19 protein-coding genes and 1 tRNA gene are annotated in these 24,724 nt (G+C 45.3%); 9 read left to right on the top strand and 11 right to left on the bottom strand.

Features of this window, described 5'->3' with window-relative positions; translation table 11 throughout:
* The coding region (locus ACTNC6_RS15365) for a SpaA isopeptide-forming pilin-related protein (protein WP_441044526.1) at positions 1–3,013 on the top strand (3,013 nt) is incomplete at its 5' end.
* A 98-nt stretch (positions 3,014–3,111) separates the two neighbouring features.
* Positions 3,112–3,885, top strand: a complete 774-nt coding sequence (locus tag ACTNC6_RS15360) for a TatD family hydrolase (RefSeq protein WP_441044524.1) — start codon at positions 3,112–3,114, stop codon at positions 3,883–3,885.
* A 188-nt stretch (positions 3,886–4,073) separates the two neighbouring features.
* Here ACTNC6_RS15360 and ACTNC6_RS15355 read toward each other — a convergent pair whose 3' ends face one another.
* Entirely contained in the window at positions 4,074–5,594 is a 1,521-nt protein-coding gene (locus ACTNC6_RS15355) for a CapA family protein (RefSeq protein WP_441044522.1), read from the bottom strand.
* A 216-nt stretch (positions 5,595–5,810) separates the two neighbouring features.
* Here ACTNC6_RS15355 and ACTNC6_RS15350 point away from each other — a divergent pair, with 216 nt between their 5' ends.
* The gene (locus tag ACTNC6_RS15350) at positions 5,811–6,251 is read left to right on the top strand and encodes a MarR family winged helix-turn-helix transcriptional regulator (RefSeq protein WP_019163233.1); all 441 of its coding nucleotides are present in this window, start codon (positions 5,811–5,813) and stop codon (positions 6,249–6,251) included.
* Here ACTNC6_RS15350 and ACTNC6_RS15345 read toward each other — a convergent pair.
* On the bottom strand, positions 6,242–8,053 hold the full coding sequence (locus ACTNC6_RS15345) for a DUF885 domain-containing protein (RefSeq protein ID WP_441044521.1): 1,812 nt from the start codon (positions 8,051–8,053) through the stop codon (positions 6,242–6,244). The two genes, ACTNC6_RS15350 and ACTNC6_RS15345, sit on opposite strands and share 10 nt — an antisense overlap.
* Positions 8,054–8,152: 99 nt before the next feature.
* On the opposite strand from ACTNC6_RS15345, the gene trxB reads away from it, so the two are divergent.
* Positions 8,153–9,076 (top strand): thioredoxin-disulfide reductase, encoded by a 924-nt coding sequence (trxB, locus tag ACTNC6_RS15340; RefSeq protein WP_441044519.1) that lies wholly within the window; start codon positions 8,153–8,155, stop codon positions 9,074–9,076.
* Positions 9,077–9,772: 696 nt separating this feature from the next.
* On the opposite strand, the gene ACTNC6_RS15335 is transcribed toward trxB, so the two are convergent.
* The 9 genes from ACTNC6_RS15335 to ACTNC6_RS15295 are packed head-to-tail and all read right to left on the bottom strand — an operon-like array spanning position 9,773 to position 18,355.
* Positions 9,773–10,393 carry a V-type ATP synthase subunit D gene (locus ACTNC6_RS15335; protein WP_019163230.1) on the bottom strand — a complete coding sequence of 207 codons (621 nt, stop codon included), beginning with the start codon at positions 10,391–10,393 and terminating at the stop codon, positions 9,773–9,775.
* Positions 10,394–10,410: 17 nt separating this feature from the next.
* Complete coding sequence (locus tag ACTNC6_RS15330) at positions 10,411–11,793, bottom strand: V-type ATP synthase subunit B (protein ID WP_186994336.1); 1,383 nt, start codon at positions 11,791–11,793, stop codon at positions 10,411–10,413.
* 21 nt (positions 11,794–11,814) lie between these two features.
* Positions 11,815–13,584, bottom strand: a complete 1,770-nt coding sequence (locus ACTNC6_RS15325) for a V-type ATP synthase subunit A (protein ID WP_441044518.1) — start codon at positions 13,582–13,584, stop codon at positions 11,815–11,817.
* On the bottom strand, positions 13,577–14,164 hold the full coding sequence (locus ACTNC6_RS15320) for a V-type ATP synthase subunit E (RefSeq protein WP_173743062.1): 588 nt from the start codon (positions 14,162–14,164) through the stop codon (positions 13,577–13,579). The genes ACTNC6_RS15325 and ACTNC6_RS15320 overlap by 8 nt, the downstream gene beginning before the upstream one ends.
* 32 nt (positions 14,165–14,196) lie before the next feature.
* On the bottom strand, positions 14,197–14,505 hold the full coding sequence (locus ACTNC6_RS15315; RefSeq protein WP_019163226.1) for a V-type ATP synthase subunit F: 309 nt from the start codon (positions 14,503–14,505) through the stop codon (positions 14,197–14,199).
* A gap of 1 nt (position 14,506) precedes the next feature.
* A complete protein-coding gene (locus tag ACTNC6_RS15310) occupies positions 14,507–14,938 on the bottom strand; it encodes an ATP synthase subunit C (RefSeq protein WP_441044517.1) in 432 nt (143 codons plus the stop codon).
* Positions 14,939–14,971: 33 nt separating this feature from the next.
* Complete coding sequence (locus ACTNC6_RS15305; RefSeq protein WP_441044515.1) at positions 14,972–16,945, bottom strand: V-type ATP synthase subunit I; 1,974 nt, start codon at positions 16,943–16,945, stop codon at positions 14,972–14,974.
* A 19-nt stretch (positions 16,946–16,964) separates the two neighbouring features.
* Positions 16,965–18,008: a V0D/AC39 family V-type ATPase subunit gene (locus ACTNC6_RS15300; protein ID WP_441044513.1), complete on the bottom strand. Its 1,044-nt coding sequence runs from the start codon at positions 18,006–18,008 to the stop codon at positions 16,965–16,967.
* 35 nt (positions 18,009–18,043) lie between these two features.
* Complete coding sequence (locus ACTNC6_RS15295; RefSeq protein ID WP_441044512.1) at positions 18,044–18,355, bottom strand: hypothetical protein; 312 nt, start codon at positions 18,353–18,355, stop codon at positions 18,044–18,046.
* 345 nt (positions 18,356–18,700) lie between these two features.
* Here ACTNC6_RS15295 and trmB point away from each other — a divergent pair, with 345 nt between their 5' ends.
* The 5 genes from trmB to guaA all read left to right on the top strand — a co-directional run bounded on the left by trmB (position 18,701) and on the right by guaA (position 24,628).
* Positions 18,701–19,363, top strand: a complete 663-nt coding sequence (gene trmB / locus ACTNC6_RS15290; RefSeq protein WP_441044511.1) for a tRNA (guanosine(46)-N7)-methyltransferase TrmB — start codon at positions 18,701–18,703, stop codon at positions 19,361–19,363.
* A gap of 182 nt (positions 19,364–19,545) precedes the next feature.
* Positions 19,546–19,716 (top strand): hypothetical protein, encoded by a 171-nt coding sequence (locus tag ACTNC6_RS15285; RefSeq protein ID WP_173743078.1) that lies wholly within the window; start codon positions 19,546–19,548, stop codon positions 19,714–19,716.
* Positions 19,717–19,810: 94 nt separating this feature from the next.
* Positions 19,811–19,883 (top strand) — tRNA-Lys (locus ACTNC6_RS15280).
* Positions 19,884–20,122: 239 nt separating this feature from the next.
* Positions 20,123–22,459 (top strand): ferrous iron transport protein B, encoded by a 2,337-nt coding sequence (feoB, locus tag ACTNC6_RS15275; protein ID WP_441036540.1) that lies wholly within the window; start codon positions 20,123–20,125, stop codon positions 22,457–22,459.
* Positions 22,460–23,050: 591 nt separating this feature from the next.
* On the top strand, positions 23,051–24,628 hold the full coding sequence (gene guaA / locus ACTNC6_RS15270; RefSeq protein WP_441036538.1) for a glutamine-hydrolyzing GMP synthase: 1,578 nt from the start codon (positions 23,051–23,053) through the stop codon (positions 24,626–24,628).
* The last annotated feature ends 96 nt before the right edge of the window (positions 24,629–24,724 follow it).

Raw genomic sequence — 24,724 nt, 5'->3', positions numbered from 1 at the left:
CTACAAGACCAGCAAAACCTATGACCAGTTTGTAAATGAAAGCTGGAAGATAAAGGACCTGCCCCTTGGCGAATATACAGTGACAGAAACAGATGCAGATTTCAGTGGATATAGCCGTAGGACTACTTATAAGGTAAACGGGAAAGATGCAGAGAAAACAAATGTGTCAGTGACAGAGGGTCAGCCTGTAAGCATTGCAATCATGAACACCTACACAAGGGAAACCGGAAGCCTGGAGCTGAAAAAGACATTTGGAGGTGAAAAGGATGGAACAGACCTGAATGCAGACCAGAAGAAAGCAATCCATTTCACAGTGACCGGCCCGGACAATTACAGTAGGACTGTAACCTACAATGAGTTTGGTCAGGATGGAACCTACACCCTGAGTGACCTGCCGACCGGAACTTACCAGGTAGTGGAGAGTGGTGCAGAAGACCTGTATGAGGGATATAAGCTGAGCACAACTTACAGTGTAACAGATGGAAAGACAGAAGTGACATCCACGGGACCAGCCAGTGTGTTAGTGACCAATATCTACAGCAGGAAGACCGGAACACTGGAAGTAACAAAGACAGTGAGTGGCCTGACCCTGACAGAGAAACAGAAAAAAGCCCTGACATTTACCGTAAATGGGCCGAATGGCTACAAGACCAGCAAAACCTATGACCAGTTTGTAAATGAAAGCTGGAAGATAAAGGACCTGCCCCTTGGCGAATATACAGTGACAGAAACAAATGCAGATATGGAAGGCTATAAACTGACTACTACCTACAGTGTAGATGGTGGAAAAGTAACCGTAACAAACGAAAAGACAGCAAGCATTACAATTACAAATGATTATACTAAAATTTTAGTCAAGATTAGCAAAGTGGATGCAACTAACCAGAAAGAACTGGAGGGAGCACATATCCAGATTGTTGATAAGGATGGTAAGATTGTTGATAAATGGACATCTGGTAAGGAACCTTATGTAGTGGACAATCTGAAACCAGGAGAGACTTATACTCTTCGTGAGACAGTAGCGCCGAATGGATATTACCTTAAAGCGGATACAACCTTTACTTTAAAAGCAGATGGAAGTATTGATACAGAGAAGACAACTACTACCATTTCCAAAGAGGGTATTCTTCTTGTAGAAGACACAGCAATTCCAACTCCAGATGTACCATCTGGCCCAACTGCCAAGATCAGTAAGGTGGATGTGACAAGTCAGCAGGAACTGGAGGGTGCAAAGCTTCAGGTCATTGACAAGAATGGAAATGTAGTTGACGAGTGGATATCTGGAAAAACTGCTCATGTAACGACAGAACTGAAAGCCGGAGAGACCTATACTCTTCGTGAAACAGTAGCACCAGATGGATATCTGATCACCAGTGACACAACCTTTACTTTGAAGGAAGATGGAACTGTTGATGAATCTAAGACAACAACAAAAGTTAAAGATGGAGTGCTTCTTGTAGAGGATACAAAAGCGGTATCAGTGAAGATCGGAAAAGTGGATGCAACTAACCAGAAAGAACTGGAGGGAGCACATATCCAGATTGTTGATAAGGATGGTAAGATTGTTGATGAATGGACATCTGGTAAGGAACCTCATGTAGTGAACAATCTGAAACCAGGAGAGACTTATACTCTTCGTGAGACAGTAGCACCAGACGGATACACAGTAACCAGTGACACGACCTTTACTCTGAAGGAAGATGGAACTGTAGATCAGACAAAGACTACAGCAACAGTATCTGATAAAGGTGTGGTTCTGGTAGAAGATAATATGACATCTGTAAGCATCAGTAAGGTTGATATTACCAGTCAGAAGGAGCTTGCCGGAGCGCATATCCAGATTCTTGACAAGGATGGAAAGGTTGTTGAAGAGTGGGATTCTACTGACAAGGCATATACCATCAAAGGACTGAAGACAGGTGAGACATACACATTACGCGAGACAGTAGCGCCGAAGGGCTATAAGGTGGCAGAGGATACCACATTCCAGCTGAATGAGGATGGAACAATTGATACTGAAAATACTACAACAGCCATCAGTGATGATACACTTCTTGTAAAAGATGAGAAGAAAGAGAGCAAGGATGTTTCCGTATCTGTGACCAAGAAACTGGTAACTGTTGACGGAACAGTGATCGGAGCTGTGGATGCAACTTATTATGTGGCTCTGTATTCAGATGCTGATTGTACAGAGAGAGTTTCCGATGTGCTGGCGCTTAACTTTAAGAATGCTTCTTCATCTACAGTAACCTTTACAGGACTGGAGAAGGGACAGACCTATTATGTAGGCGAGTGTGAGGCAGACGGAACCTGTTATCTGGCAAATATATGTGCAGACGGAACCATGTATATGGTAGATTTCTCAGACGGAAATGCAGTTACAGTTGACAACGCTGACGGCAGCACAACCGTATACTTTGACAACCAGTTTGAGAATATTCCGGATGGTTACTATAAGGAAGCCGAACTGAACATTACCAAGAAGCTGGTTGGCAGTGACGGAAAAGCAAAGAACAGCAATGAGATCTTCTATGCAGGAATTTTTGCAGATGAGGGCTTCACACAGCTTTCAACAGATGTTTCTCAGAATATTGTACCGTTAGATCTGGCCGGTGGTTCAGAAGCAACTGCTCTGGTTAATGTGGCACTTCCGGAAAGCGGATCCATTACCCTGTATGTGACAGAGGTTGATTCCAATGGAAAGCCGGTTGCAGGAGCAGCAAGCTTTAAGTATGATGTGACAGTTGATAATGCGCAGGTAACCTTGAATGATGACAATCTTAGTGCAAATGTAGTCATTACCAATACAGAGAATTCAACAAAGGTTACACCTACACCTGGCACACCGAATACGCCGAATACACCAAATACATCAGGTGGATTTTCAGGAAAATCTGCAGTGAGAACCGGTGATTCTACACCGATCGGAGGCTTTATTGCACTGTTTGCAGCTGCAGCAGTGATTGCCGGAGCAGCCGTATTCTTTAAACGCCGCAGAAAAGATGAAAAATAAAAAATCAAACAAGTAATACATTTTCCCCCATTCCGGAGTTACCCATATTCCGGAATGGGGGATTTTCGGAAGAAATGACAATAAGGAGGAATTAAAAAATGATCATAGATACCCATGCCCATTATGATGATGAGGCTTTTGACCCAGACAGAGAGGTGCTTCTTGCATCTATGCAGGAGCATGGAATTGAGAAGCTTGTAAATGTCTGTGCATCTATAGATGGCTTGCAGGATACGGTGAAATTGATTGAAAAGTATCCGTTTATATACGGAGCTGTGGGAGTGCATCCGGATGATGCGGAGCAGATGACAGAGGAAACCCTGGCAGAGATCCGCCGTATTTCCCATATGGACAAGATGATCGCCATTGGAGAGATTGGTCTGGATTATTACTGGCATAAGGAGAAAAAAGAACATGAGATACAGCAGAAGATGTTCCGCGCCCAGATGGAGATTGCCAGGGAGGAGAAGCTTCCTTTTATGATCCACAGCCGGGATGCAGCGGAGGATACCTTGAATATTGTCAGGGAATATATGCAGGGAGGCATGTATGGAGGAATTATTCACTGCTTTTCCTACAGCCGTGAGATCGCCGCAGAATATTTGAATATGGGACTTTACCTGGGAATTGGAGGCGTAGTTACTTTTAAAAATGCAAAGAAGCTGAAGGAGGTTGTACAGTATGCACCTCTGTCACAGCTGGTGCTGGAAACAGACTGTCCGTACATGGCTCCGGAGCCCAATCGGGGTAAACGCAATTCCTCTCTGTATCTACCCTATGTAGTTCGGGCGATTGCAGAACTGAAGCAGGTAACCCCTGAGGAGGTTATTGAGGTCACCAGGGAAAATACACACAGATTGCTGGGAATATAAAATAATTCAATAGTTATATATCTGTAAAAATAAAAAGAAAACATCTGATTTCATAGTGCTCAGCCTGTATATACCGACAAAGTAACTGCCGGATAATACAAGTGAGTGCGAAACCAGATGTTTATTTTATTTTGCAGATTATCAATTGTTAATAAAATTCATCGTAGAACCCGTTATGATAGGAACTGTCAATAAGATCCGTCATCATAGGAATTATCATAGGATTCGTCATAGGATCCGTCATCATAGGAACTGTCATAGGATTCATCATAGGAGTCTCCGTTATCCTCGGAGGAATCTCCTGTGCCAGAAGAATCTCCTGTGCCGGAAGAATCCGAAGTATCTCCCGATGAACTCAGGTATTCCCAGGAATGGATGGATTCTGTATCCTCTACCACATTTCCTGTAGTTTTGTCGATCATGTTGCCCTGCCAGTCAAATTTTACGTTCAGCAGGTTGGTGTTGGTAGACGGCTTCACATTCATGGACATGATTTCCTTGAATTTGGCCTGGAGGTTTGCCAGGGTGAATTCATCACCGATCACATTGCGGACGCTGTGCTGGGAAGCCAGCTCCTCTGTATAATCAGAGAGCATATAGGGGCCGTATTCTCCTGCATCATGGTTGTAGTGCATAACCATAGGCTTTACTTCAGGTGAAAGAATCTCAATTGTGCTCTTGCCGTTAAGAGTTGTTTTCTGAATGGTAAAGCTTGCCATACCCTCCAGCAGCTCCGGCAGCTCCTGCTGCGTGGAAACAAAATTTCCCAGAGAATAGAATACCAGTGTGCTGTGTCCCTGGTCATCTGAGAGACGGCCATAAGGCTGAAGTACATGAGGATGTCCGCCTATGATCACATCTACGCCCTGCTCCATAAGGAAGGCAGCCCATTGCTTCTCATATTCGTTTGGCATGGTCTCGTCTTCTGTACCCCAATGTGCAACAAAAATAAGGCAGTCACAGATGGATTTGGCTTTCTGGATCATAGTGGTGATCTTGTCCTTATCAAAGATATCGATCATGTATTCGTAGCCTTCCCCTGCACCTGAGTTGTTGGTGCCATATGTATAATCAAGAAAAGCAATCCTGATCCCGTTTACTTCTTTGACCTTGACGATGTCTGCGTCCTCCTGGGTGGAGTGGATACCCAGCACAGGAATTGTGGGATATTTGGAACTCCAGAAATCCAGAGTGGTTTTCAGATAATCGTATCCATAATCATCTGCATGGTTGGTGGCAGATTCCACTACATCGAAGCCAGCCTTGATGATGGCATCTCCAACCTCCTGGGGAGTTGCAAAGGAGGGGTAGGTACTGACGGAATCATGATCCGGAGCAAAGACAGTCTCCTGGTCGATCATAGCCACATCTGCAGCCTGGATCTCATCCAGAACATTGGCATAAATATGGTCATAATTCCAGGTGCCGGAATCATACTCACCGGATTCGTACAGCTTACTGTGATAGAGATTGTCTCCGACTGCAATCACACTTGCAGTGGTGATCTCCGGGGTTTCCGCAGCTTTTTTTGCCTCTTCTTCCTTCTTCTGTGCTTCCTGGGCGGCTTTTTCCTCAGGCTTGGTGATCAGGCCGTAGTCCAGCTGATGCATCAGGAAAACCAGTACGATCAGAACTGCCGCGGAACATAGCAGACTGATCCTTGAATTATTTTTTTCCCTGAAATTAAGGGGAATATTATTTTTTTTCATAAAATCTATCCTTTGATACCATAGATAATGGCAGAATTATTATTGTAATGATTATATCAAACTTTACTATTGAAAGAAAGAGATATTTACCAACTGTATTTTCAGATAAAAAATGCCTAAAAATGCTTTGTAAGGCAAAGTAATATAGTGTATAATGAGAGACAAAGGTTACTGAGAACTGAGACAGTGACTGATATGTGAAAGGGGGAGGACCGGATGAACCATTATGAGGCGATCAATGATGTGCTTGTAAATTTGTTTAATGAGATTCTGGATCTGGAAGAGCGGGCGCTGATCACGCCGGAGTATAAAAATATTTCTGTAAATGATATGCACATTATGGATGCAGTGGGGATCCGGGAGCAGAAAAATATGTCCACAGTAGCCAGGGCGCTGAATGTGACTGTGGGCACCCTGACCATTGCAGTGAATAACCTGGTAAAGAAGGGATATATTCAGCGTGTGCGCAGTGAAGAGGACCGCAGAGTAGTATTGATTTCTCTCACAGAGAAGGGGGAGAAGGCTTTCTGTCATCACAGGGATTTCCATGAGAAAATGGTTCTGGCAATCCTGAAGGATCTGAATGTGGAGGAGACTGAGGCCCTGACCCGGGCCCTTACCAAGCTGCAGAAATTTTTCCGCAGCTATCAGGCATAGGAAAGGAACAGATATTTTTCCAGCACCGGGAACTGCACAGGGCCGATTTCCATGATCCGGCGGTGAAACTCTTTCAGATTAAAATCATGACCCAGTTGTTTCCTGCAGCGTGTCTGCAGATCCTGGAAATTCAGGCTGCCCCAGTAATATTTCAGGTAATTGCCGGGAGTTTCTACAATGTACTGGTAGATTTCTTTTACTGCAGATTCCTGGGTAATGCCGAAGGCTTTGAGAAAAGCTGTGGTTCTGCCCTGATCCCAGCCCTCGTAGTGGATGCCGATGTCCAGCAGGGAATAGAGACACAGGTTGGTGCTGCGGCTGAGCCATGCCAGCTGTGTAGCATTTTGGATAAGCTTCCGGTCAGGCGCAGAGTTGAGTGTGTCATCAGAGGTGGCAGCAGCGGAATTTTTCGTAATATCATAGATCAGTGAGGCTGCATATCTGTATGCGTAGCCTTCCACATAGGTTGCCCAGCCCTCTATATATCCGGGACTGGTGATCAGATAGCGGATATTGTCAGGAGCGCTTCTGGCAAAGGATACGGTCTGATACAGGTGTCCGGGAAAGCCTTCGTGGGCCAGGGTGCCAAAAAGCTCCAGGCTGGAGGTGCCTTTGGAGTTGTTGATGTAGATTACATTGGGAGTCTGGGTATCCACCGGAGGAGTCAGATAAAAGGCAGGGCTCAGGAATTTTTTCATGGAGGGATGAACCTGGCGGACTTCATAGGAGATATTTTTTAATAGGGGGAAATCCTCTTTCATCAGTCCGGGAAGTTCTTTTAGCATTTGTTCAGGAGTAAGGGAAATCTGGCCGGAATATTTCTGCAGAGAAGCAACCAGGGAGGAATCTGCCTGTATGAGAGCTTTGATCTGCCTGAAATCCGCTAGAAGCTGATCAGAGAGCCGTTTCTGGATCTGCTTTACGGGAACATAGGAGCCGGTCTGGATACGCAGAAGATACTGGTAGTATTCTCTGCCACCGGGGAAGTATGCCAGCCCACGGCTGGTTTTGCCTGTGCCTCGCAGCTTCTCCAGTCCGTCTATCAGCTCCTGGTAAGCAGGGATCACCTGCTTTGTGATCAGTTGGTGATGGAAGGTAAGGAGATGGTTCTGCTCCTTTTCTGTCAGCTTCCCGAAGGTTTTCAGGCGCTGGGCGAAAAGCTCATCCATGTAGTTGGAATTGGGGTCACGGATAAAAGAACGGCATTGAGTCAGAATACGATCCAGGGTGGCATCACTCATAAAGAGGCCAGCCTGGGATTTTTTTTCTTCAAATTGGAGAATACTATGGAAGTAAGGCCGGATGGTGCCCAGAAGCTTCAGGTAATCGGACAGATCTCTGGTGGAGTGAAAGGCATATTCTCCCAGCAGGACAGGAAGCTGAGCCTGGATTCCCAGACTTGGCCCCAGAGGTTCCTCCAGTATGTAATTTTCTCCCAGGGAAGCGCGGGTGTGGAAATACAGAAGCAGCATATCCAGTGTAAGCTGATTGTCTCTGGACAATCTGGAGTAAGAGAAGGACCGGAGGAGGTTCTCATATTCGTTACAGAGCCGGGTTGTTTCAGAAGAATCTGTGTCCAGGGCGCCCAGGGTCATTTCTGTGGGGCGGATACCTGCCCCTGCCGGGTCTGCCAGTGTATAGTGGAGGGTCAGGGCATTGGCGGAGACTTCAGTCTGGAAAAGCTTTTCTGTGAAGGCCTGGAAACGGGAATTTTCTGTGACAGGATGTTCGGACACATACCCTGCACCTATCCCCAGGGCAAAGACCAGTGTGAGGGCAAGTATTTTTTTCAGAATTTTCATAGAAACCTCGAAGGAGGACTTTTTACTATCTTATTGGAAACAGAGGGGCAGTATGCTATTATTACTATAGCGATTCCATAAAATACGGAGGTATGAGAGATGTCAGAACTTTACGATATAGCGATTCTGGGGGCTGGTCCGGCGGGGATCAGTGCGGCAATTTATGCAGTCAGGGGCAGATTGAAGGCTTTGTGGCTGGATAATCAGTTTGTAGAGGGAGGCCAGGTGCTGAATACTTATGAGGTGGATAATTATCCGGGGCTTCCGGGAATCTCAGGGATGGATCTGGGAGAGGCTATGGGAAATCACGCGGAAAAGCTGGGAATTGCTCCTGTCAGGGGGAAAGTGCTGGCTGTGGAGAATGCCGGCAGTGAGAAGGTCATCCGCACAAAAAAGCATGAATACAGAGCGAAAACTGTGGTTCTGGCCTGCGGTGCCAGCCACCGTACTCTGGATATTCCGGGGGAGGCAGAATTGTCCGGTATGGGAGTTTCTTACTGTGCAACCTGTGACGGTGCCTTTTTCAAAAATAAAAGGGCTGTGGTGATCGGCGGCGGTAATATTGCAGTGGAGGATGCCATTTTCCTGGCAAGAATCTGCGAGAAGGTGTATGTTGTCCACAGGAGGGATGAGTTTCGTGCGGACAGGATCCTGCAGGACAGCCTGAGATCCTGCGAGAATGTGGAAATCATCTGGGACAGTGTTGCTGTGGAAATACAGGGAGCAGAGCAGGTGACAGGAGTGAAGCTTTCCAATGTGAAGACAGGACAGGAATCTGTGATCCATACAGATGGCGTATTTATTGCTGTGGGGATTATTCCCAATACCCAATGGCTGGGAGAGCTGGTGCCCTTGGATGAGACCGGATATATTATTGCAGGAGAGGAAGGCATTACCGGTACGCCGGGGATTTTTGCTGCAGGAGATGTCCGTACAAAGATGCTCCGCCAGGTGGTAACTGCAGTGGCCGATGGTGCCAATGCTGTGGTCTCTGCCCAGAAATATCTTATAGAGAATGCATAAGGAGCCTATGGCTCCTTTTGTTGTATTTTTGCGCAGAACAGAGATGAAAATCGAACTTTCAACATTTTGCACAAATTTTGTCGAAAAAAGAAAAAGGTGTGGAAAACCATACACATTTTTTCCACACATGAGAATTGAGGAAAAGCCCATAAAATAGAGTTATGCACAAAGTTATCCACATTATCCACATTTTATGTGTGTGGAATACTTGATTTACATAAAAAAGAAAAAAACAAATGTTTTGTATAAAGTGATAAATCGACATAAATATTAAAAAAGATATAAGAAGTCTATTGACTTTTTTATATTCTAATAATCATAGAATATTTTGGGAAAAAGATAAAATATAGAGATATATGGGATTGATTTCAGAATATTATTGAATTTGATTTGGAATCAGGCTGAATAGCGGAATGAAAGAATCTGTGAGCAGGGAAAGGGTTATGGGCGATTCAGATGGATATGAAACGCAACGTAAAATATATGTAATAAGTCTGTAATATCTAATAATCCACATAGAATATAGTCTGAAAAATACTTTTCCACATAATATGAAAACTGAATTTTGCATAATTCTACAGGTCAGCAGGCACATCAGATTACTGAGAAGGGAACAGACATTAGCAATATTTCTACAGAAAAATAAAAATTGCCAGGAAATAACTACCTGGCAATTTTTTGATTCCGGATTTGCAGCTATGCTCCCTGCTTCATCCTTTTGATTACTTTTAATCTGGTGAATTCCTCACGTTCTTTTTCTTCCAGCGCATTCTGAATATCCTTGGTCAGTGTTTCATATTTTGGTATGGTAATATTCTTCAGTGCGTTGGCACGTTTCTGCGTCTTTTTGATATTGGCCGCCAGACGGATGGCTGCGTTTTCCACCATGGAAAGGCGGATGGACAGCTCTTTTACTTTTTCAAAGGCTGCCTTAGCTTCATCCAGGGACATTTTGGTACTGTAGTAAGCGTAGGTCGGCCGGTTGGTGGTGGGCTCATATTCCACCAGAGGAATCTCTGTACCCATAACGCTTCGGGTTTTGATCCGGATGGAGTTCTCAATGGGAACTGTGCCTGCAATCTGCTGTACAAAGGCGATACCGATTTCCATATTTGCCTTCTGGAGAGCTGCATATGCAGTACGGAAGGTGACGTCGATCTGTGTCTGGATATCCTTGGCCTGATTGATCAGATCCATCATTTCACGAATCAGGATATTACGCTTTTTGTCCATCAGCTCATAGCCCTGGCGGGAGAGCTTCAGGGAGTTTTTGGCAAGTATGAGATTTCCCTTGGTGGGAAAGGTATTGGGATCCATGTAATCACCTCACTTCTCTAGCGTACTGTCTCATGGTAATACTGATCCAGGATTTTGGTATCGATTCGGTCAAGTTCTTCCCTTGGAAGCAGTCCAAGAAGCTCCCAGCCTTTATCCAGGGTCTCAGTGATACTTCGGTTTTCTGTCTCAGACTGGCCTACAAATTCACTCTCAAAGGCTTTGCCAAATACCAGATATCTTTTATCCAGTGGAGAGAGCTCGTCCTCACCGATAACAGAGGCAAGGGCTCTGGCATCTCCAACCTTGGCATAGCAGGAGAAGAGCTGGTTGGCTACATCCTGATGGTCTGCTCTTGTGTAGCCCTCACCAATGCCGTCCTTCATCAGACGGGAAAGAGAAGGCAGTACATTGATAGGCGGATAGATTGCCTGGCCATGGAGCTGGCGGTCCAGTACGATCTGGCCCTCGGTGATATATCCGGTCAGGTCAGGGATCGGATGGGTGATATCATCATTTGGCATGGTCAGGATCGGAATCTGTGTTACAGAGCCTGGTTTGCCTTTTACAATACCTGCCCGTTCATACAGGGTTGCCAGTTCACTGTACAGATAACCGGGATAGCCCTTTCTGGAAGGGATTTCTCCCTTGGAGGAGGATACCTCACGCATGGCCTCACAGAAGGAGGTAATATCTGTCAGGATGACCAGAATGTGCATGCCTTTTTCAAAGGCAAGATATTCGGCAGCAGTCAGGGCGATTTTCGGTGTAAGAAGACGCTCTACTACCGGGTCATTGGCCAGGTTCAGAAACATAACTACGTGATCGGAGGCTCCGCTTTCCTCAAAGGTGCGGCGGAAAAATTCTGCCACATCATATTTAACGCCCATTGCTGCGAAAACAATGGCAAATTTCTCATCGGAATCCTCGCCCAGAGAGGCCTGCTGTACGATCTGTGCAGCCAGCTTATCGTGGGGCAGACCATTGCCGGAAAAGATGGGCAGCTTCTGGCCACGGATCAGGGTGGTCAGTCCGTCGATGGCGGAAATACCGGTGTTAATATAGTTACGGGGATATTCACGGGCTACCGGGTTCAGAGGCAGTCCGTTGATATTTAAGTTTACCTCAGGAGTGATATCGCCCAGTCCGTCAATGGGCTGTCCGATACCGTTAAAGGTACGTCCCAGGATCTCAGGGGAAAGCCCGATCTCCATGGGATGTCCGGTCAGTCTGGTGTGGGTGTTGCTTAAGGACATGCTGTCTGTTCCTTCAAAAACCTGGATAACAGCTTTGTCCTCATAGATCTCTATGATACGGCCGATCTTACGTGTTCCGTCATCCATGTGAAATTCTACGATTTCCTCATAGGAAGCGTTTTTCACGCCTTCCAGGACAACCAGAGGGCCGTTTATTTCGCTTAGTCCTAAATATTCAATTGCCATATAAACTTCTCCTCTCTGTTATCAGCCATTTTTCTCCATGACTTTGTCATAGAAGGTATCAATGTCTTTGTGGTATTGTTCAAATCTGTCCAGTTCATTGTTTGCTACATCATATTTAATAGAAATGATCCGCTCGAAGATATTGTCCTCCTTCAGTACGGAAACCGGCATTCCACGGTTGATCAGGGCGCGGCATTTCTCGTAGAGATAGAGAATGATCTCCATCATTTTGAATTGCTTTTCCATAGGTACGCAGGTATCCTCCTGATGGAAGGCGTTCTGCTGGAGGAAGCCCAGACGGATTACTCTGGCAATTTCCAGAGTCAGCTTCTGGTCATCCGGGAGAACATCACTTCCGATCAGCTTAACAATCTCCATGAGGGAGCTTTCCTGGTTCAGGATAGCCATGAGCTGATTTCTGTCTGCTACAAATTTGGGAGAGACATGTTCTCTGTACCAGGGGGTCAGATCTTCCAGATATTCGCTGTAGCTGGTGAGCCAGTGGATAGCAGGAAAATGGCGGGCATAAGCCAGTGCCTTGTCCAGTCCCCAGAAGCAGCGGACGAATCGCTTGGTATTCTGGGTAACAGGCTCTGAGAAGTCACCGCCCTGGGGGGAAACTGCTCCGATAATGGAAACAGAGCCTTCGGTTCCGTTTAAGTTCTGCATCATTCCTGCACGTTCATAGAAAGCGGAAAGCTTGGAGGCAAGGTATGCAGGGAAGCCTTCTTCTGCAGGCATCTCTTCCAGACGTCCGGACAGCTCACGGAGAGCTTCTGCCCAACGGGAAGTGGAGTCTGCCATGATGGCTACATCATAGCCCATATCCCGGTAATATTCAGCAAGGGTCACACCTGTATAAATAGAAGCCTCACGAGCTGCAACAGGCATGTTGGAGGTATTGGCGATCAGGGTGGTACGGTCCATCATCAGATTGCCGGATTTGGGGTCGATCAGCTTACTGAAATCCTCCAGAACCTGGGTCATTTCATTTCCACGCTCTCCACAGCCGATATAGATGATGATATCTGCGTCAGACCACTTGGCGATCTGATGCTGGGTCATGGTCTTACCTGTACCGAAACCTCCGGGAACTGCAGCAGTACCGCCCTTTGCAATTGGGAAAAGGGTGTCCAGGATACGCTGTCCTGTAACCAGCGGTACACTTGCAGGGAAGCGCTGGTGGGTAGGTCTGGGAATACGGATTGGCCATTTCTGTGCCAGTGCCAGATCCCTGGTGGTTCCGTCTGCAAACTGGATCGTTACGATGGGTTCCAGAATTGTGTATTCTCCGTCAGCTGCCGCATGGATTACGGTAGCCTCTGTCAGATTGGGAGGAACCATGGATTTATGCAGGATGGAGTCAGTCTCCTGGGTCTCTGCGATAATGGATCCAGGTCCTACCACATCCCCTTCTTTTACTGTAATATGTGTGTTCCATTTTTTCTGTGTGTCAAGGGAGTCTACGCTGACACCACGGGAAATATATTTACCTGAGGCTTTGGCAATCTCCTCCAGAGGACGCTGGATACCATCAAAAATGTTGTGGATGATTCCGGGTCCCAGAAGCACGGAGATGGCATCTCCGGTACCTGTAACTGTATCGCCAGGCTTCAGTCCTGTGGTTTCCTCGAAAACCTGTACAGTTGTCATGCCTTTTTTCAGGCCAATGATCTCACCTACCAGATTTTCAGGACCTACATAGACCATCTCGGAGATTTTGAAGCCGCTGTCACCTTTCAGATAAATGACCGGGCCGTTGACACCGTAGATAATACCTGTATTACTCATGCTTTGGCCCTCCGTCAAATTTGAATTCTTTGTATACTGCCTGGAAATTTCCTGCGAAAGAATGGTCGATCAGGATATTTTTGTGGGGGATCGTTGCCTTGATCCCTCCAAGGAAGTCTTCAGCAGAAACTGTAATGAAGGCTTTTGTGCGTTCTACCAGATCCGGAAGAAGGGCACTGTCCTCAGGAGAGATGTAGATATTAATCTTATCCTGCTCTGCGAAATCCAGGGCTTCTTTGATTTTGCTTTCCAGATAAGCCGGATAATCCGGGGTATTTCGGAAATTTTCCAGCTGTGTTTTTACTTCTGCAAAAAGCTTTTCTTTTAATTCGTTCTGTTTTTTGGTCCAGTCACGTTTGATGGTAAGCTGTTCTGCAGAAAGTGCTTTATTAATCTCGCGTCTGGCATTGGCAGTTTCTGCCTTGATCTGTACCTGGGCGTTTTCCTGGCTGTCAGCCTTGTGTTTTTCTGTCATTTGTGCCAGAGCTTTTCTGTGTTCTTCCAGGATGCCGGCTGCTTTTGCCTGGGCATCCTCTATAGTAACATCATAGAAATGGCTGAGTTTTTCATCAATTGTCATGCTAATACCTGCCTGTTGTTTTTATTCATACCTTATAGCTTCAATCCGATTGCTTCATTTACATAGGATGTGATGAAATCCGGTTTTCGTCCGGTACCATGCCGGTCCGGGATTTCGATGATCAGAGGGGTTTTGTGATGGAGCTTCACATCGTCAATGATAGAGGGGAATTCTCTGCCGAATTTCTCGGTCAGGAGGATGATCCCGATCTCTTTGTTGGAGATGGCCTTTTCCAGGGCATCCTTTAATTCATTATGTGTGTGGACAACCACACCCTCTACACCTGCCAGCCGCATCCCTGTATAGGTATCGATATTGTCGCTGATCAGAAACATCTGCATCTTATAACTGTCCCAGGATCATGAAGGAGATGATCAGTCCATAGAGGGCAACACCTTCTGCAAGACCTACGAAAATAAGGGATTTACCAAGGATACTCTGATCCTCGCTGATCGCGCCCAGGGCTGCACTTGCCGCACTGGCTACGGCAATACCACCGCCGATACAGGAAAGTCCGGTTACAAGAGCTGCTGCAATGTAGCCCATACCTGTAGCAAGTCCTGCCTCAGAGCCTGCTGCTGCCTGTACGGAGGAAGCACCTGTAAACATAACTGCGATGGCGATAATCATGGTGCCAAAGAAGAAAAATGCGTTTACACCAATGGCGGTTTTGTAACGTCCCCGGTTTTTCTCACCGATGAGATAGTAGCCGAAGGGAAGGATAATACTGAGTACCAGTGCGATTGCTAAAATAATCTGTGCTATTGTTGTCATAATTGATCTCCTTTTTATTCGTTGATTTTTTTATTATTTTGTAGGGCGGAATGGCTCAAATTTGCGTCCTGTACCTTTGTAGAAGCGGCTGAACATTTCATAGTATTCCAGACGAAGGACCTGGATACCTACGATCAGACCCTCCATACCGCTTACAAAAAGGTTTCCCAGAATTACTACTATCCAGTTCAGATGGCCGCTTTCAAAGCCGGCAAGCATGAGCACAACCTCCATCATAGCTGCATGGCTGACTGCGAAGGCTCCGATACGGACAAAGGAAAGTGTATTGGAAAAATAGCTCAGCAGGACTTCGAACATTTCGAACAGACCCTGTACAATGAACATTCCTTTTTCCTTTGGCATAACCTCAGATTTCTTTTCCACCAGAGCTGTAAGGGGCTCCTTGAAGAAGATCAGGATCAGTGGTATGCCAAACATGATAAAGAGCAGGATTCCTCCCGGAAGTGTATGTCCTGTGAGGATCAGTGCGATGGAAACGGTAGCAGAGCCGTAGAAGACCAGACCTGCCACAGAGTTGGTGTCGAACCAGATATGCTCTGTATCGTGTGCTTTCCATGCATTGATGATATTGAAGACCATGCACAGAAGGATAAGTCCCATACCAAAACCGATGGCAACAATAAATACCGTATTCAGTTTACCGATAAAGGGTACGGTCATCATATTATTCATCGGGCGCAGCCACAATGCCGGAAACAGGTTTTCAAAGCCGAAGAAGCTTCCAAACAGGATTCCGAAGATAGTGGAAAATACACCTGCACAGCTGATGATGCCTGCCAGTGCAATGTGTTTGAATTTGTAAAGAAGGAAACCGCCGATAAACAACAGCAGTCCCTGTCCTGCATCTCCGAACATGGCGCCGAAGATAAAGGAATAAGTGATGGCCACAAACCAGGTGGGATCCATCTCATTGTAAGCCGGAAGGCCATACATATTGATATACATTTCAAAAGGCTTGAAAAGCTTCGGATTTTTTAACTTGGTTGGCGGCTGCTGGTGAGTTTCAGGCTGGATATGCTCATCGTCCTCACCATCAATAATGCAGAAAATCTTGCTGTCATCCTTGATATCTGTCTGGAAGGAATGGGCATCCTTTTCCGTCATCCATCCACATAAGATATAGAAGATATCATTTTCGCCCTTGCCCTTGGTACAGGCTGCCAGCTTGCGAATATCAAAGTTGCCGGAAAGTCTGGCAATGGCAGCTTGGGCAGCAAGAATTTCCCGGCAGTGGGAAATGAGAAAATCATTTCTCTTCTGGCTGACAGTGTTGAAATCTGACAGGATCAGGCTTCGTTTTTGGGCAAGCTGCTCAAAAGCTTCTCTTGCAGTGCCTTCATAAGAGTCCGGCATGTAAATCTTCTCGAAGTGCATGGAGGAGTATACAGCCTTTACCTTCTGGGATTCAGGTTCCGGAACAAAGTACATTCCCCAGATATACTGGTCATCTTCGTCACATTTAATAAAGATAGTATCCAGATTATCGTAGATGTATCTTTCGAATTTCTGATAATATTCCTTTCCTATCCTTCCGAAACGGAAACGGATAAACCGGAATTTCAGGATTGAGGAAATATCAAAGTCGAGATTACGGAAAGGCCGGATCACTCGCAGGGATTCGTCCACAGTAGTCAGCTGATTCTTCAGATCAGACCGCTTTTTGTCCAGATCCTGGTAGACTGTCTGAATGCGGCGGATAGTATCCAGTGCTGTCTCCACATCCATTGTCTGAGCTGCAGCCTGTGCTGTCTCAGCTTTTACAGTATCGGCTGTAAAGCTGTTCAGTTCCTCGCAGAACAGATTGGCTGTGTTCAGTGCCTCCTTGTAAGGGTTGATCTCCAGGAAAGGAGTCAGGTTCTGAACTGTGGTCAGCTCAGAGAGAGCATTTTCCAGATGGATCTCGTATTTGGACAGGTAGGTATTTACCACCCGGTCAATATCGGCCTTGGGCCCGGTAATGCTCAGGAATTTCATTTTCTCAATCATATTGTCACCTCCTGTTTGGTTAATTGTTCTTAATATATTCTATGGCTTCTGCGGGAGCCACACCGTAGCGAACGCACTCAATGGCGATGGTCAGACGGTTTACCTCATGTTCCTTGTGGTATAAATAGGAATAGATCATAGCCACAGAGTATGGATTCCGATGTGCTTCCTTTTCCAGGACAGTTCGCAGAATATAGTTGTAGAATTCCTCAAGGTTGGCTATAGACAGTTTGTCATATTTGGCGCCATACCAGGTCTTCCGGAAAATCCTGCGGCTTTCTTCGTCAGTGGGAGCCTCTACCAGAGCGGTAATCTCTTCCTTTTTCAGTTTGTAGTTCATGGGGATCAGCAGGGCATAAATGTCTGCCGGCTGCATACCATAACAGCGTTTGGAACGCTGGATAAACTGCAGATTCAGCATATCAAATTTCTCACCGTAGGTCCGGGTAATTTCTTCCAGGTCTTTGCCGCTGAAAAGCTTCTTTTTCAGATTCCAGATCTGTGTGAAGTAATACAGATCCAGTGCCATGCCGTAATCAAAAAGCAGGGCGTTTTCATGCTCCTGGATTTTACACAAGGGATGATAGAATTCGTTTCCTTTCAGGCTGTTGATCAGCTCCTCCATAGTGGTGCAGGTGGTGAGCCGGTCCACATCAATTTTGGAGTGATGTCGGAAAAAATCCCGGTAAGGGGAGACATCTACAGGGTCCGTGGTACGGTGGTCGAAAATATTGGTCATGACCTCCTTGAGTACACGGATTTCATAACGACTGGAATACAGATCCAGGAATTTGCGCTGTTCCGGATTGGCAAAATGGTAGAGCCTGGAGAAATTCTGGAAAATAGATTTCTTTAGAAGCTTTTCAATCTGCCCTCTGTGCAGAGTGGTTTCATCCAGTGAATTCCATTTGGAGGAATATTCCGGCATTCGTTTCAGATAGGCGGCTACCTGTTGGACATCTGCCAGCTGAAGGATTTCTTCAAACTGGTCCATAGTGGTCAGCCGGCTTTGCATTGCGCGGATTTTCGTGGAAAGTCCGCTGTAGGAGAGTACACCTCCCATTTTGTGTTCACTTCCTTTCCTATTAACAGTGCTTTTTACAGTTCCAGGATCTTCTGGAAAAGTTCTTTGGAAAGGCGCACGTGATTTTCATCGTAATATGTGTCCAGAGCGGAAAAGGTTGCTTCTGTTTCTGCACGCAAGGCAGAAAGGCGTGTATCTTTTTCCTCTTCCAGTTTCTGACGGATCTGCCGGATCTGGGCAGTGGTCTGAGCTTCCAGCTGTTGGTCGTAATCCTGGCAGTTTTTTTCTGCTTCTGCAGATAGCTGCTGCTTAATCTGATTACAGTCTTCCATGATGTGCTGGGCTGTAAGTTCGATTTCAGATAATTTGTTAAGTATCTGCTCCATCTTCAACCTCCTTTGTTGGCAAAATTTTACAAAAAAGATAGATGTACTATGTGCAAAATAGTAATATCTGTTAGATATCATACACCTATTTGGAGAAAAAAACCATCTAAATTTTGCATATGGGTAAAAATTTGATAATTATTTACCGAAGCAGCGGAGCAGTTATTTGGTTATGAGCAAGTAGGGAAGTGTATTGTAAAGAAGGGAACGAACAGTAACACAGGGGATTGGTGAGGCTGACAGCAGTGTGGATGGTAGTTGACGGGAGGGGGCGGTTATGGTACGTTATAAAGATGATGTTGGGGTTTTATCCCCATGACGATAGAAAGGGTATCAGGAGGATTTATGAGATTAAGAAATATACCGGGAGCGCAGGATGCGATTTTGGAGAGTGCTTATGTAGTTCAGGAACCGGAGAAGCATAAGGGAAGCTGGGGAGATGTGTTTGAGAAAAAGCAGCCCCTTCATATTGAGGTTGGTATGGGAAAAGGACGTTTTCTTATGGATCTGGCCAGGTTGCATCCGGAAATTAATTATGTAGGAATTGAGATGTACGATAGCGTGCTTCTGAGAGGGCTGCAGAAGAGGGCGGAACTGGAGCAGGAGGGGATCACTTATCCGAATCTTTATTTTATGCGGGTGGATGCCAGACTTTTGCCGGAGATTTTTGCAAAGGGTGAGGTGGATAAGATTTACCTGAATTTCTCTGATCCCTGGCCAAAGGCACGTCATGCGAAAAGACGCCTGACTTCCAGGCAGTTTCTGACACGATATGATCAGATCCTGGTGCCAGAGGGTAAGGTAGAGTTTAAGACAGATAACAGAGAGCTGTTTGAGTTTTCCCTGGAAGAGGTGAAGGATGCAGGATGGAATCTGGATGCATTTACCTTTGATCTGCATCATGATGCTCAGATGTCTGAGGGAAATGTAATGACGGAATATGAGGAGAAATTTTCCTCTATGGGAAATCCTATCTGTAAGATGGTAATCTCCAGAGGACAGAACTGAAAGATGGAGAAGAATCGTATCATGGGAGTGATACGGAGGCGTGAGAACGATATTCAGAGGACAGAAGTGAAAGATAGAGAAGAACAGAGCATAGAATAAGAATAAGAGTTTGCCAGGGCAGGTGTGCAGGCAGGAGGGCTGATCTTCAGGCTGCCTGTGCAGAATGTCCGCAGGAGTTGCCGGTGAAGCGTAAACGGAAGGGTTCTTTCCATAATAAAATGATCCAGTTCAGCTATGAGCACAGAACCGTGCCAAATGCCTTTAATGAACTGCGAAAATCCGTGGAAGAAGTCAACAATATGCTGAATAAGCTGTCTGAAAAGGATAAAAAAAAGGAAAAACAAAAAAAATAAAAAAATTTTAAAATACCTATTGACATTTTCTGAGGTATTTAATATAATATCACTTGCGTTGAGGCACAATACCTCAGAAAATTAAAGATGATAAGCGCTTTTAGCTCAGCTGGTAGAGCACCTGACTCTTAATCAGGGTGTCCAGGGTTCGAGCCCCTGAAGGCGCACTAAAGACACTGTTTTTGCAGACGTAGGAGCTGCGGGGACGGTGTTTTTCTTTGTTGAGAATTCACCTTGCCTACTTGACAAAAAATATCAGTTAGTATAAGCTATCCTCAGAAATTATTATTGATAAAAAACTTCAATAATAACGGATGGCAGGAACCTGAGATAAAAGCTTCTGCTGTGAAATAGACATAATCATAAATTACTAACTATGGCAAATTAAAAAGGTGAGCGAATTACAATGACATTAAAAGATTTGGAAATCGGAAAAAGTGCTGTGATCAAAACAGTTGGTGGCAAGGGGGCTTTGCGTCAACATTTCCTGGATATGGGTATGATTCCGGGAGCAGAGGTTACAGTAGTGAAATTTGCGCCCATGGGAGACCCTATGGAACTGCAGGTACATGGGTATGAATTGACCCTGAGACTTGCAGAAGCAGAGCAGATAGAGATCGAACAGATCCCCAGGCGAAGCAACAGCCATAAGAGAATTGAGGCATTAAGTGGTGCAGCGCATCCGGGTCTGGGTGAAGAGGGAAAATATCATTCCAAGAAGGATGAACATCCACTGCCGGAGGATACTATGCTGACCTATGCTCTGGTAGGAAACCAGAACTGTGGAAAGACTACCTTGTTTAACCAGCTGACAGGCTCCAACCAGCATGTAGGAAATTTCCCGGGTGTAACTGTTGACCGTAAGACGGGTACCATTAAAGGACATCCCAATACAGAAATCACGGACTTACCTGGTATCTATTCTATGTCACCATACAGCAGCGAGGAGATTGTTTCCCGTAATTTTGTACTGGAGTCAAAGCCAAAGGCTATCATTAATATTGTAGATGCCACTAATATAGAAAGAAATCTGTATCTGACCATGCAGCTGCTGGAAATGGATATTCCTATGGTTGTAGCTCTGAATATGATGGATGAGGTAGTCGGAAACCAGGGTTCTATAGACGTGAATATGATGGAAGCTTTGCTGGGAGTGCCGGTAATCCCCATTTCTGCAGCAAAAAATGAGGGCGTGGATGAATTAGTGAAGCATGCCTTACATATTGCGAAATATCAGGAGCGCCCGCTGCGCCAGGACTTTTGTGATAAAAACGATCATGAGGGATCTGTCCACCGGTGTATTCATGCGGTCATGCATCTGATCGAGGATCATGCAGCCCAGACGGACATTCCGGCACGTTTTGCGGCAACCAAGGCGATCGAAGGGGATCCGCTGGTTCTGGAAAAGCTGAAACTTGATACAAACGAGTCGGAAATGCTGGAACATATTGTGCAGCAGATGGAGACAGAGCGTCAGGTAGATAGAAGTGCAGCCATTGCAGATATGCGGTTTGACTTTATTGAACGATTGTGTGAGCAGACAGTTGTGAAACCAAAGGAAAGTAAAGAGAGGATTCGAAGCGAGAAAATAGACCGGATTCTTACCGGAAAATATACGGCAATTCCCTGCTTTATTGGAATTATGGTTCTTGTTTTTTATCTTACCTTTAATGTGATCGGTGCCTGGCTGCAAAGTCTGCTGGAAATGGGAATTGATAAAGTGTCTGAACTGGCAGATGCAACGTTGACAGCAGCTCATGTGAACAGTGCTATGCACAGCCTGGTGATCGATGGTATTTTTACAGGAGTGGGAAGTGTACTCAGCTTTCTGCCCATTATTGTAACCCTGTTTTTCTTTTTGTCCCTGATGGAGGACAGCGGATATATTGCCCGTGTGGCATTTGTAATGGATAAGCTGTTGCGTAAGATCGGTTTATCCGGACGAAGCATTGTACCTATGTTAATCGGATTTGGATGTACAGTTCCGGCAGTTATGGCTACGCGTACTCTTACCAGTGAGCGTGACCGAAAAATGACCATACTGCTGACACCGTTTATGAGCTGTACGGCAAAGCTTCCGATATATTCCTTTTTTGTAAGTTCCTTCTTTCCGAAGAAGGGCGGACTGATCATGGCAGGACTTTATCTGTTGGGAATTTTAGTAGGAATTCTGGTAGCATTTTTGTATAACGGAACTCTTTTTAAAGGAGATCCGGTACCTTTTGTGATGGAGCTTCCTAACTATCGTCTGCCGGGAGCGAAGAATGTGACACAGCTTTTATGGGAAAAAGCGAAAGATTTTCTGCAGAGGGCATTTTCAGTAATTCTTCTGGCAACCATGGTAGTCTGGTTCCTTCAGAGCTTTGATCTGCATCTGAATTTAGTAAAGGATTCCTCTGACAGTATTCTGGCTTTAGTGGCAGGCTGTCTGGCACCTGTCTTTAAGCCCCTTGGACTGGGAGACTGGAGAATCTGTACAGCTTTAATCAGCGGATTTATGGCAAAGGAGAGCGTAGTGTCCACTCTGGAGGTCCTTTTTGCAGGAAGTATTACGTCTGTGCTTACACCACTGGCAGCAGCATCATTGCTGGCGTTCAGTCTGCTTTACACTCCATGTGTGGCAGCAATTGCATCTGTGAAACGTGAACTGGGTGGCAGATGGGCGGCATTTGTAGTTCTGTGGCAGTGTGCCATTGCGTGGATCGTTGCATGGATCGTACATTTAATAGGTGGAATATGGTAGAAAAAACAATCCCGTCAGCAACTTGTGCGTACTGCTGACGGGATTTTCACATTTTAAAAAGAAGGAGTACCGGGTCTTGCGACCCGGCAAGTATGAAAAAGAAAAAGTTTTATCAATAAAGCATTTGCTTTATCTGTTTAATACTATACAGGGAAAATGTGAGCAAAATGTGATGTGAAATTGAAAAAAATGTGATGAAATTCTAAAAAACTTATAAAATGGCCTGCAGGGATAAAAAAACAGACCCGTAAAAAGCCTGTAAAAAGAAGGAGGGCCGGATCTTTCGATCCGGCTAAGTATGAAAAAGAAAAAAGTTAAAATTTATATGATGAAAAAGCAATTGCATTTGTTCTGTAAAGCATTTGCTTTATTTGCTTATTAATATACAGGGAATTTGTGAGTAAAATGTGATGGACTGTTGAAAAAAACGTGATTAAATTCTAAAAAACTTATAAACTGGCAGGAAGAAAACACAAGGTGGAAAACTGAAAATAAGCATTGTAAAAATCCGAACTGTAATTTATAATAAAATTCAATGGTAACGGTTCAATATCTTTACAGTTACAAATAATGAGAAACAAGGAGGAAAACATGAAAAGAGAAACAGTTGTCGTACTGGATTTCGGCGGTCAATACAATCAGTTGGTTGCCAGACGTGTGAGAGAATGTAACGTATACTGCGAAATCTATTCATACAAGACCGATCTTGAGAAAATTAAGGCAATGAATCCTAAGGGAATCATCCTTACCGGTGGTCCGAACAGCTGCTATGAGGCAGATTCACCTACATGCAATAAAGAATTATTTGAGCTTGGTATTCCTGTTCTGGGACTTTGCTATGGCGCACAGCTTATGATGCATATTCTGGGCGGAAAAGTTGAGAAAGCAGATGTGAGCGAATATGGAAAGACAGAGGTTCTGGTAGATAAGACAGATTCCAAAATCTTCAAAGACGTATCTGAAAAAACAATCTGCTGGATGAGCCACACAGATTACATTTCCCAGGTTGCACCAGGATTTGAGATTGCTGCTCACACAGCAGACTGTCCGGTAGCAACTGCACAGAATGAGGAGAAGAAGCTGTATGCGATCCAGTTCCATCCGGAAGTGCTTCATACAGTAGAAGGAAAGAAGATGCTTTCCAACTTTGTACTTGGTGTATGCGGATGTGCCGGAGACTGGAAAATGGATGCCTTTGTTGAGCACACTATCAGAGAAATCCGCGAGAAGGTCGGGGATGGAAAAGTTCTTCTTGCCCTGTCAGGTGGTGTTGACTCTTCCGTTGCAGCAGGACTTCTTTCCAGAGCAATCGGAAAGCAGCTTACCTGTGTATTTGTAGACCATGGTCTTCTTCGTAAAGATGAGGGAGATGAGGTTGAGGGTGTATTCGGACCAAACGGTCAGTTTGACCTGAACTTTATCCGCGTTAATGCACAGCAGAGATACTATGACAAGCTGGCAGGTGTTACAGAGCCTGAAGCAAAACGTAAGATCATCGGTGAAGAATTTATCCGTATTTTTGAAGAAGAGGCCAAGAAGATTGGTGCGGTAGATTTCCTGGCACAGGGAACTATTTATCCGGACGTTGTAGAGAGTGGTCTGGGCGGAGAGTCCGCAGTGATCAAATCTCACCACAATGTAGGCGGACTTCCGGATTTCGTTGATTTCAAGGAAATCATCGAACCGCTCCGCGACCTTTTCAAGGATGAGGTTCGTAAAGCAGGTCTGGAGCTTGGAATTCCGGAGAGACTGGTATTCCGTCAGCCATTCCCGGGACCGGGACTTGGAATCCGTATTATCGGTGAAGTTACTGCAGAGAAGGTTCGTATTGTACAGGATGCAGATTTCATTTATCGTGAAGAGGTAGACAATGCTGCAGCTGAGTATAAGAAAGAACATGGTGAAGATCCTTCATGGATGCCGAACCAGTACTTTGCAGCACTGACAAATATGCGAAGTGTAGGGGTTATGGGTGACTTCAGAACTTATGATTACGCTGTAGCGCTCCGCGCAGTGAAGACCATCGACTTCATGACAGCCGAGTCTGCTGAGATTCCGTATGCAGTACTGAATAAGGTTATGAACCGCATTATTAACGAAGTTAAAGGCGTTAACCGCGTATTCTATGACCTGACCAGCAAGCCACCAGGTACGATTGAGTTTGAATAATGAAAATATTTTTTAGCACTCCTCTTTGGCACTTTTTTGATAATCTCCTTTGTAAGAATCAGAAAATCCGAGCCATACGGAGCACCCGAGAAAACA

It is taken from the genome of Blautia sp. HCP3S3_C4 (assembly GCF_052064095.1).
Classification (GTDB): Bacteria; Bacillota; Clostridia; order Lachnospirales; family Lachnospiraceae; genus Blautia_A.
This window is presented reverse-complemented; position numbering and strand designations above follow the sequence as displayed.

What these genes read in the sequence shown, in the direction of transcription:
- trxB (WP_441044519.1), top strand. Translation starts at nt 8,153, where the DNA reads ATGTCAGAACTTTACGATATAGCGATTCTGGGGGCTGGTCCGGCGGGG.
- ACTNC6_RS15305 (WP_441044515.1), bottom strand. Translation starts at nt 16,945, where the DNA reads ATGATTGAGAAAATGAAATTCCTGAGCATTACCGGGCCCAAGGCCGAT.
- ACTNC6_RS15325 (WP_441044518.1), bottom strand. Translation starts at nt 13,584, where the DNA reads ATGAGTAATACAGGTATTATCTACGGTGTCAACGGCCCGGTCATTTAT.
- ACTNC6_RS15295 (WP_441044512.1), bottom strand. Translation starts at nt 18,355, where the DNA reads ATGGAGCAGATACTTAACAAATTATCTGAAATCGAACTTACAGCCCAG.
- ACTNC6_RS15300 (WP_441044513.1), bottom strand. Translation starts at nt 18,008, where the DNA reads ATGGGAGGTGTACTCTCCTACAGCGGACTTTCCACGAAAATCCGCGCA.
- ACTNC6_RS15335 (WP_019163230.1), bottom strand. Translation starts at nt 10,393, where the DNA reads ATGGATCCCAATACCTTTCCCACCAAGGGAAATCTCATACTTGCCAAA.
- ACTNC6_RS15350 (WP_019163233.1), top strand. Translation starts at nt 5,811, where the DNA reads ATGAACCATTATGAGGCGATCAATGATGTGCTTGTAAATTTGTTTAAT.
- ACTNC6_RS15320 (WP_173743062.1), bottom strand. Translation starts at nt 14,164, where the DNA reads ATGACAATTGATGAAAAACTCAGCCATTTCTATGATGTTACTATAGAG.
- ACTNC6_RS15330 (WP_186994336.1), bottom strand. Translation starts at nt 11,793, where the DNA reads ATGGCAATTGAATATTTAGGACTAAGCGAAATAAACGGCCCTCTGGTT.
- feoB (WP_441036540.1), top strand. Translation starts at nt 20,123, where the DNA reads ATGACATTAAAAGATTTGGAAATCGGAAAAAGTGCTGTGATCAAAACA.
- trmB (WP_441044511.1), top strand. Translation starts at nt 18,701, where the DNA reads ATGAGATTAAGAAATATACCGGGAGCGCAGGATGCGATTTTGGAGAGT.
- ACTNC6_RS15360 (WP_441044524.1), top strand. Translation starts at nt 3,112, where the DNA reads ATGATCATAGATACCCATGCCCATTATGATGATGAGGCTTTTGACCCA.
- ACTNC6_RS15310 (WP_441044517.1), bottom strand. Translation starts at nt 14,938, where the DNA reads ATGACAACAATAGCACAGATTATTTTAGCAATCGCACTGGTACTCAGT.
- guaA (WP_441036538.1), top strand. Translation starts at nt 23,051, where the DNA reads ATGAAAAGAGAAACAGTTGTCGTACTGGATTTCGGCGGTCAATACAAT.
- ACTNC6_RS15315 (WP_019163226.1), bottom strand. Translation starts at nt 14,505, where the DNA reads ATGCAGATGTTTCTGATCAGCGACAATATCGATACCTATACAGGGATG.
- ACTNC6_RS15345 (WP_441044521.1), bottom strand. Translation starts at nt 8,053, where the DNA reads ATGAAAATTCTGAAAAAAATACTTGCCCTCACACTGGTCTTTGCCCTG.
- ACTNC6_RS15355 (WP_441044522.1), bottom strand. Translation starts at nt 5,594, where the DNA reads ATGAAAAAAAATAATATTCCCCTTAATTTCAGGGAAAAAAATAATTCA.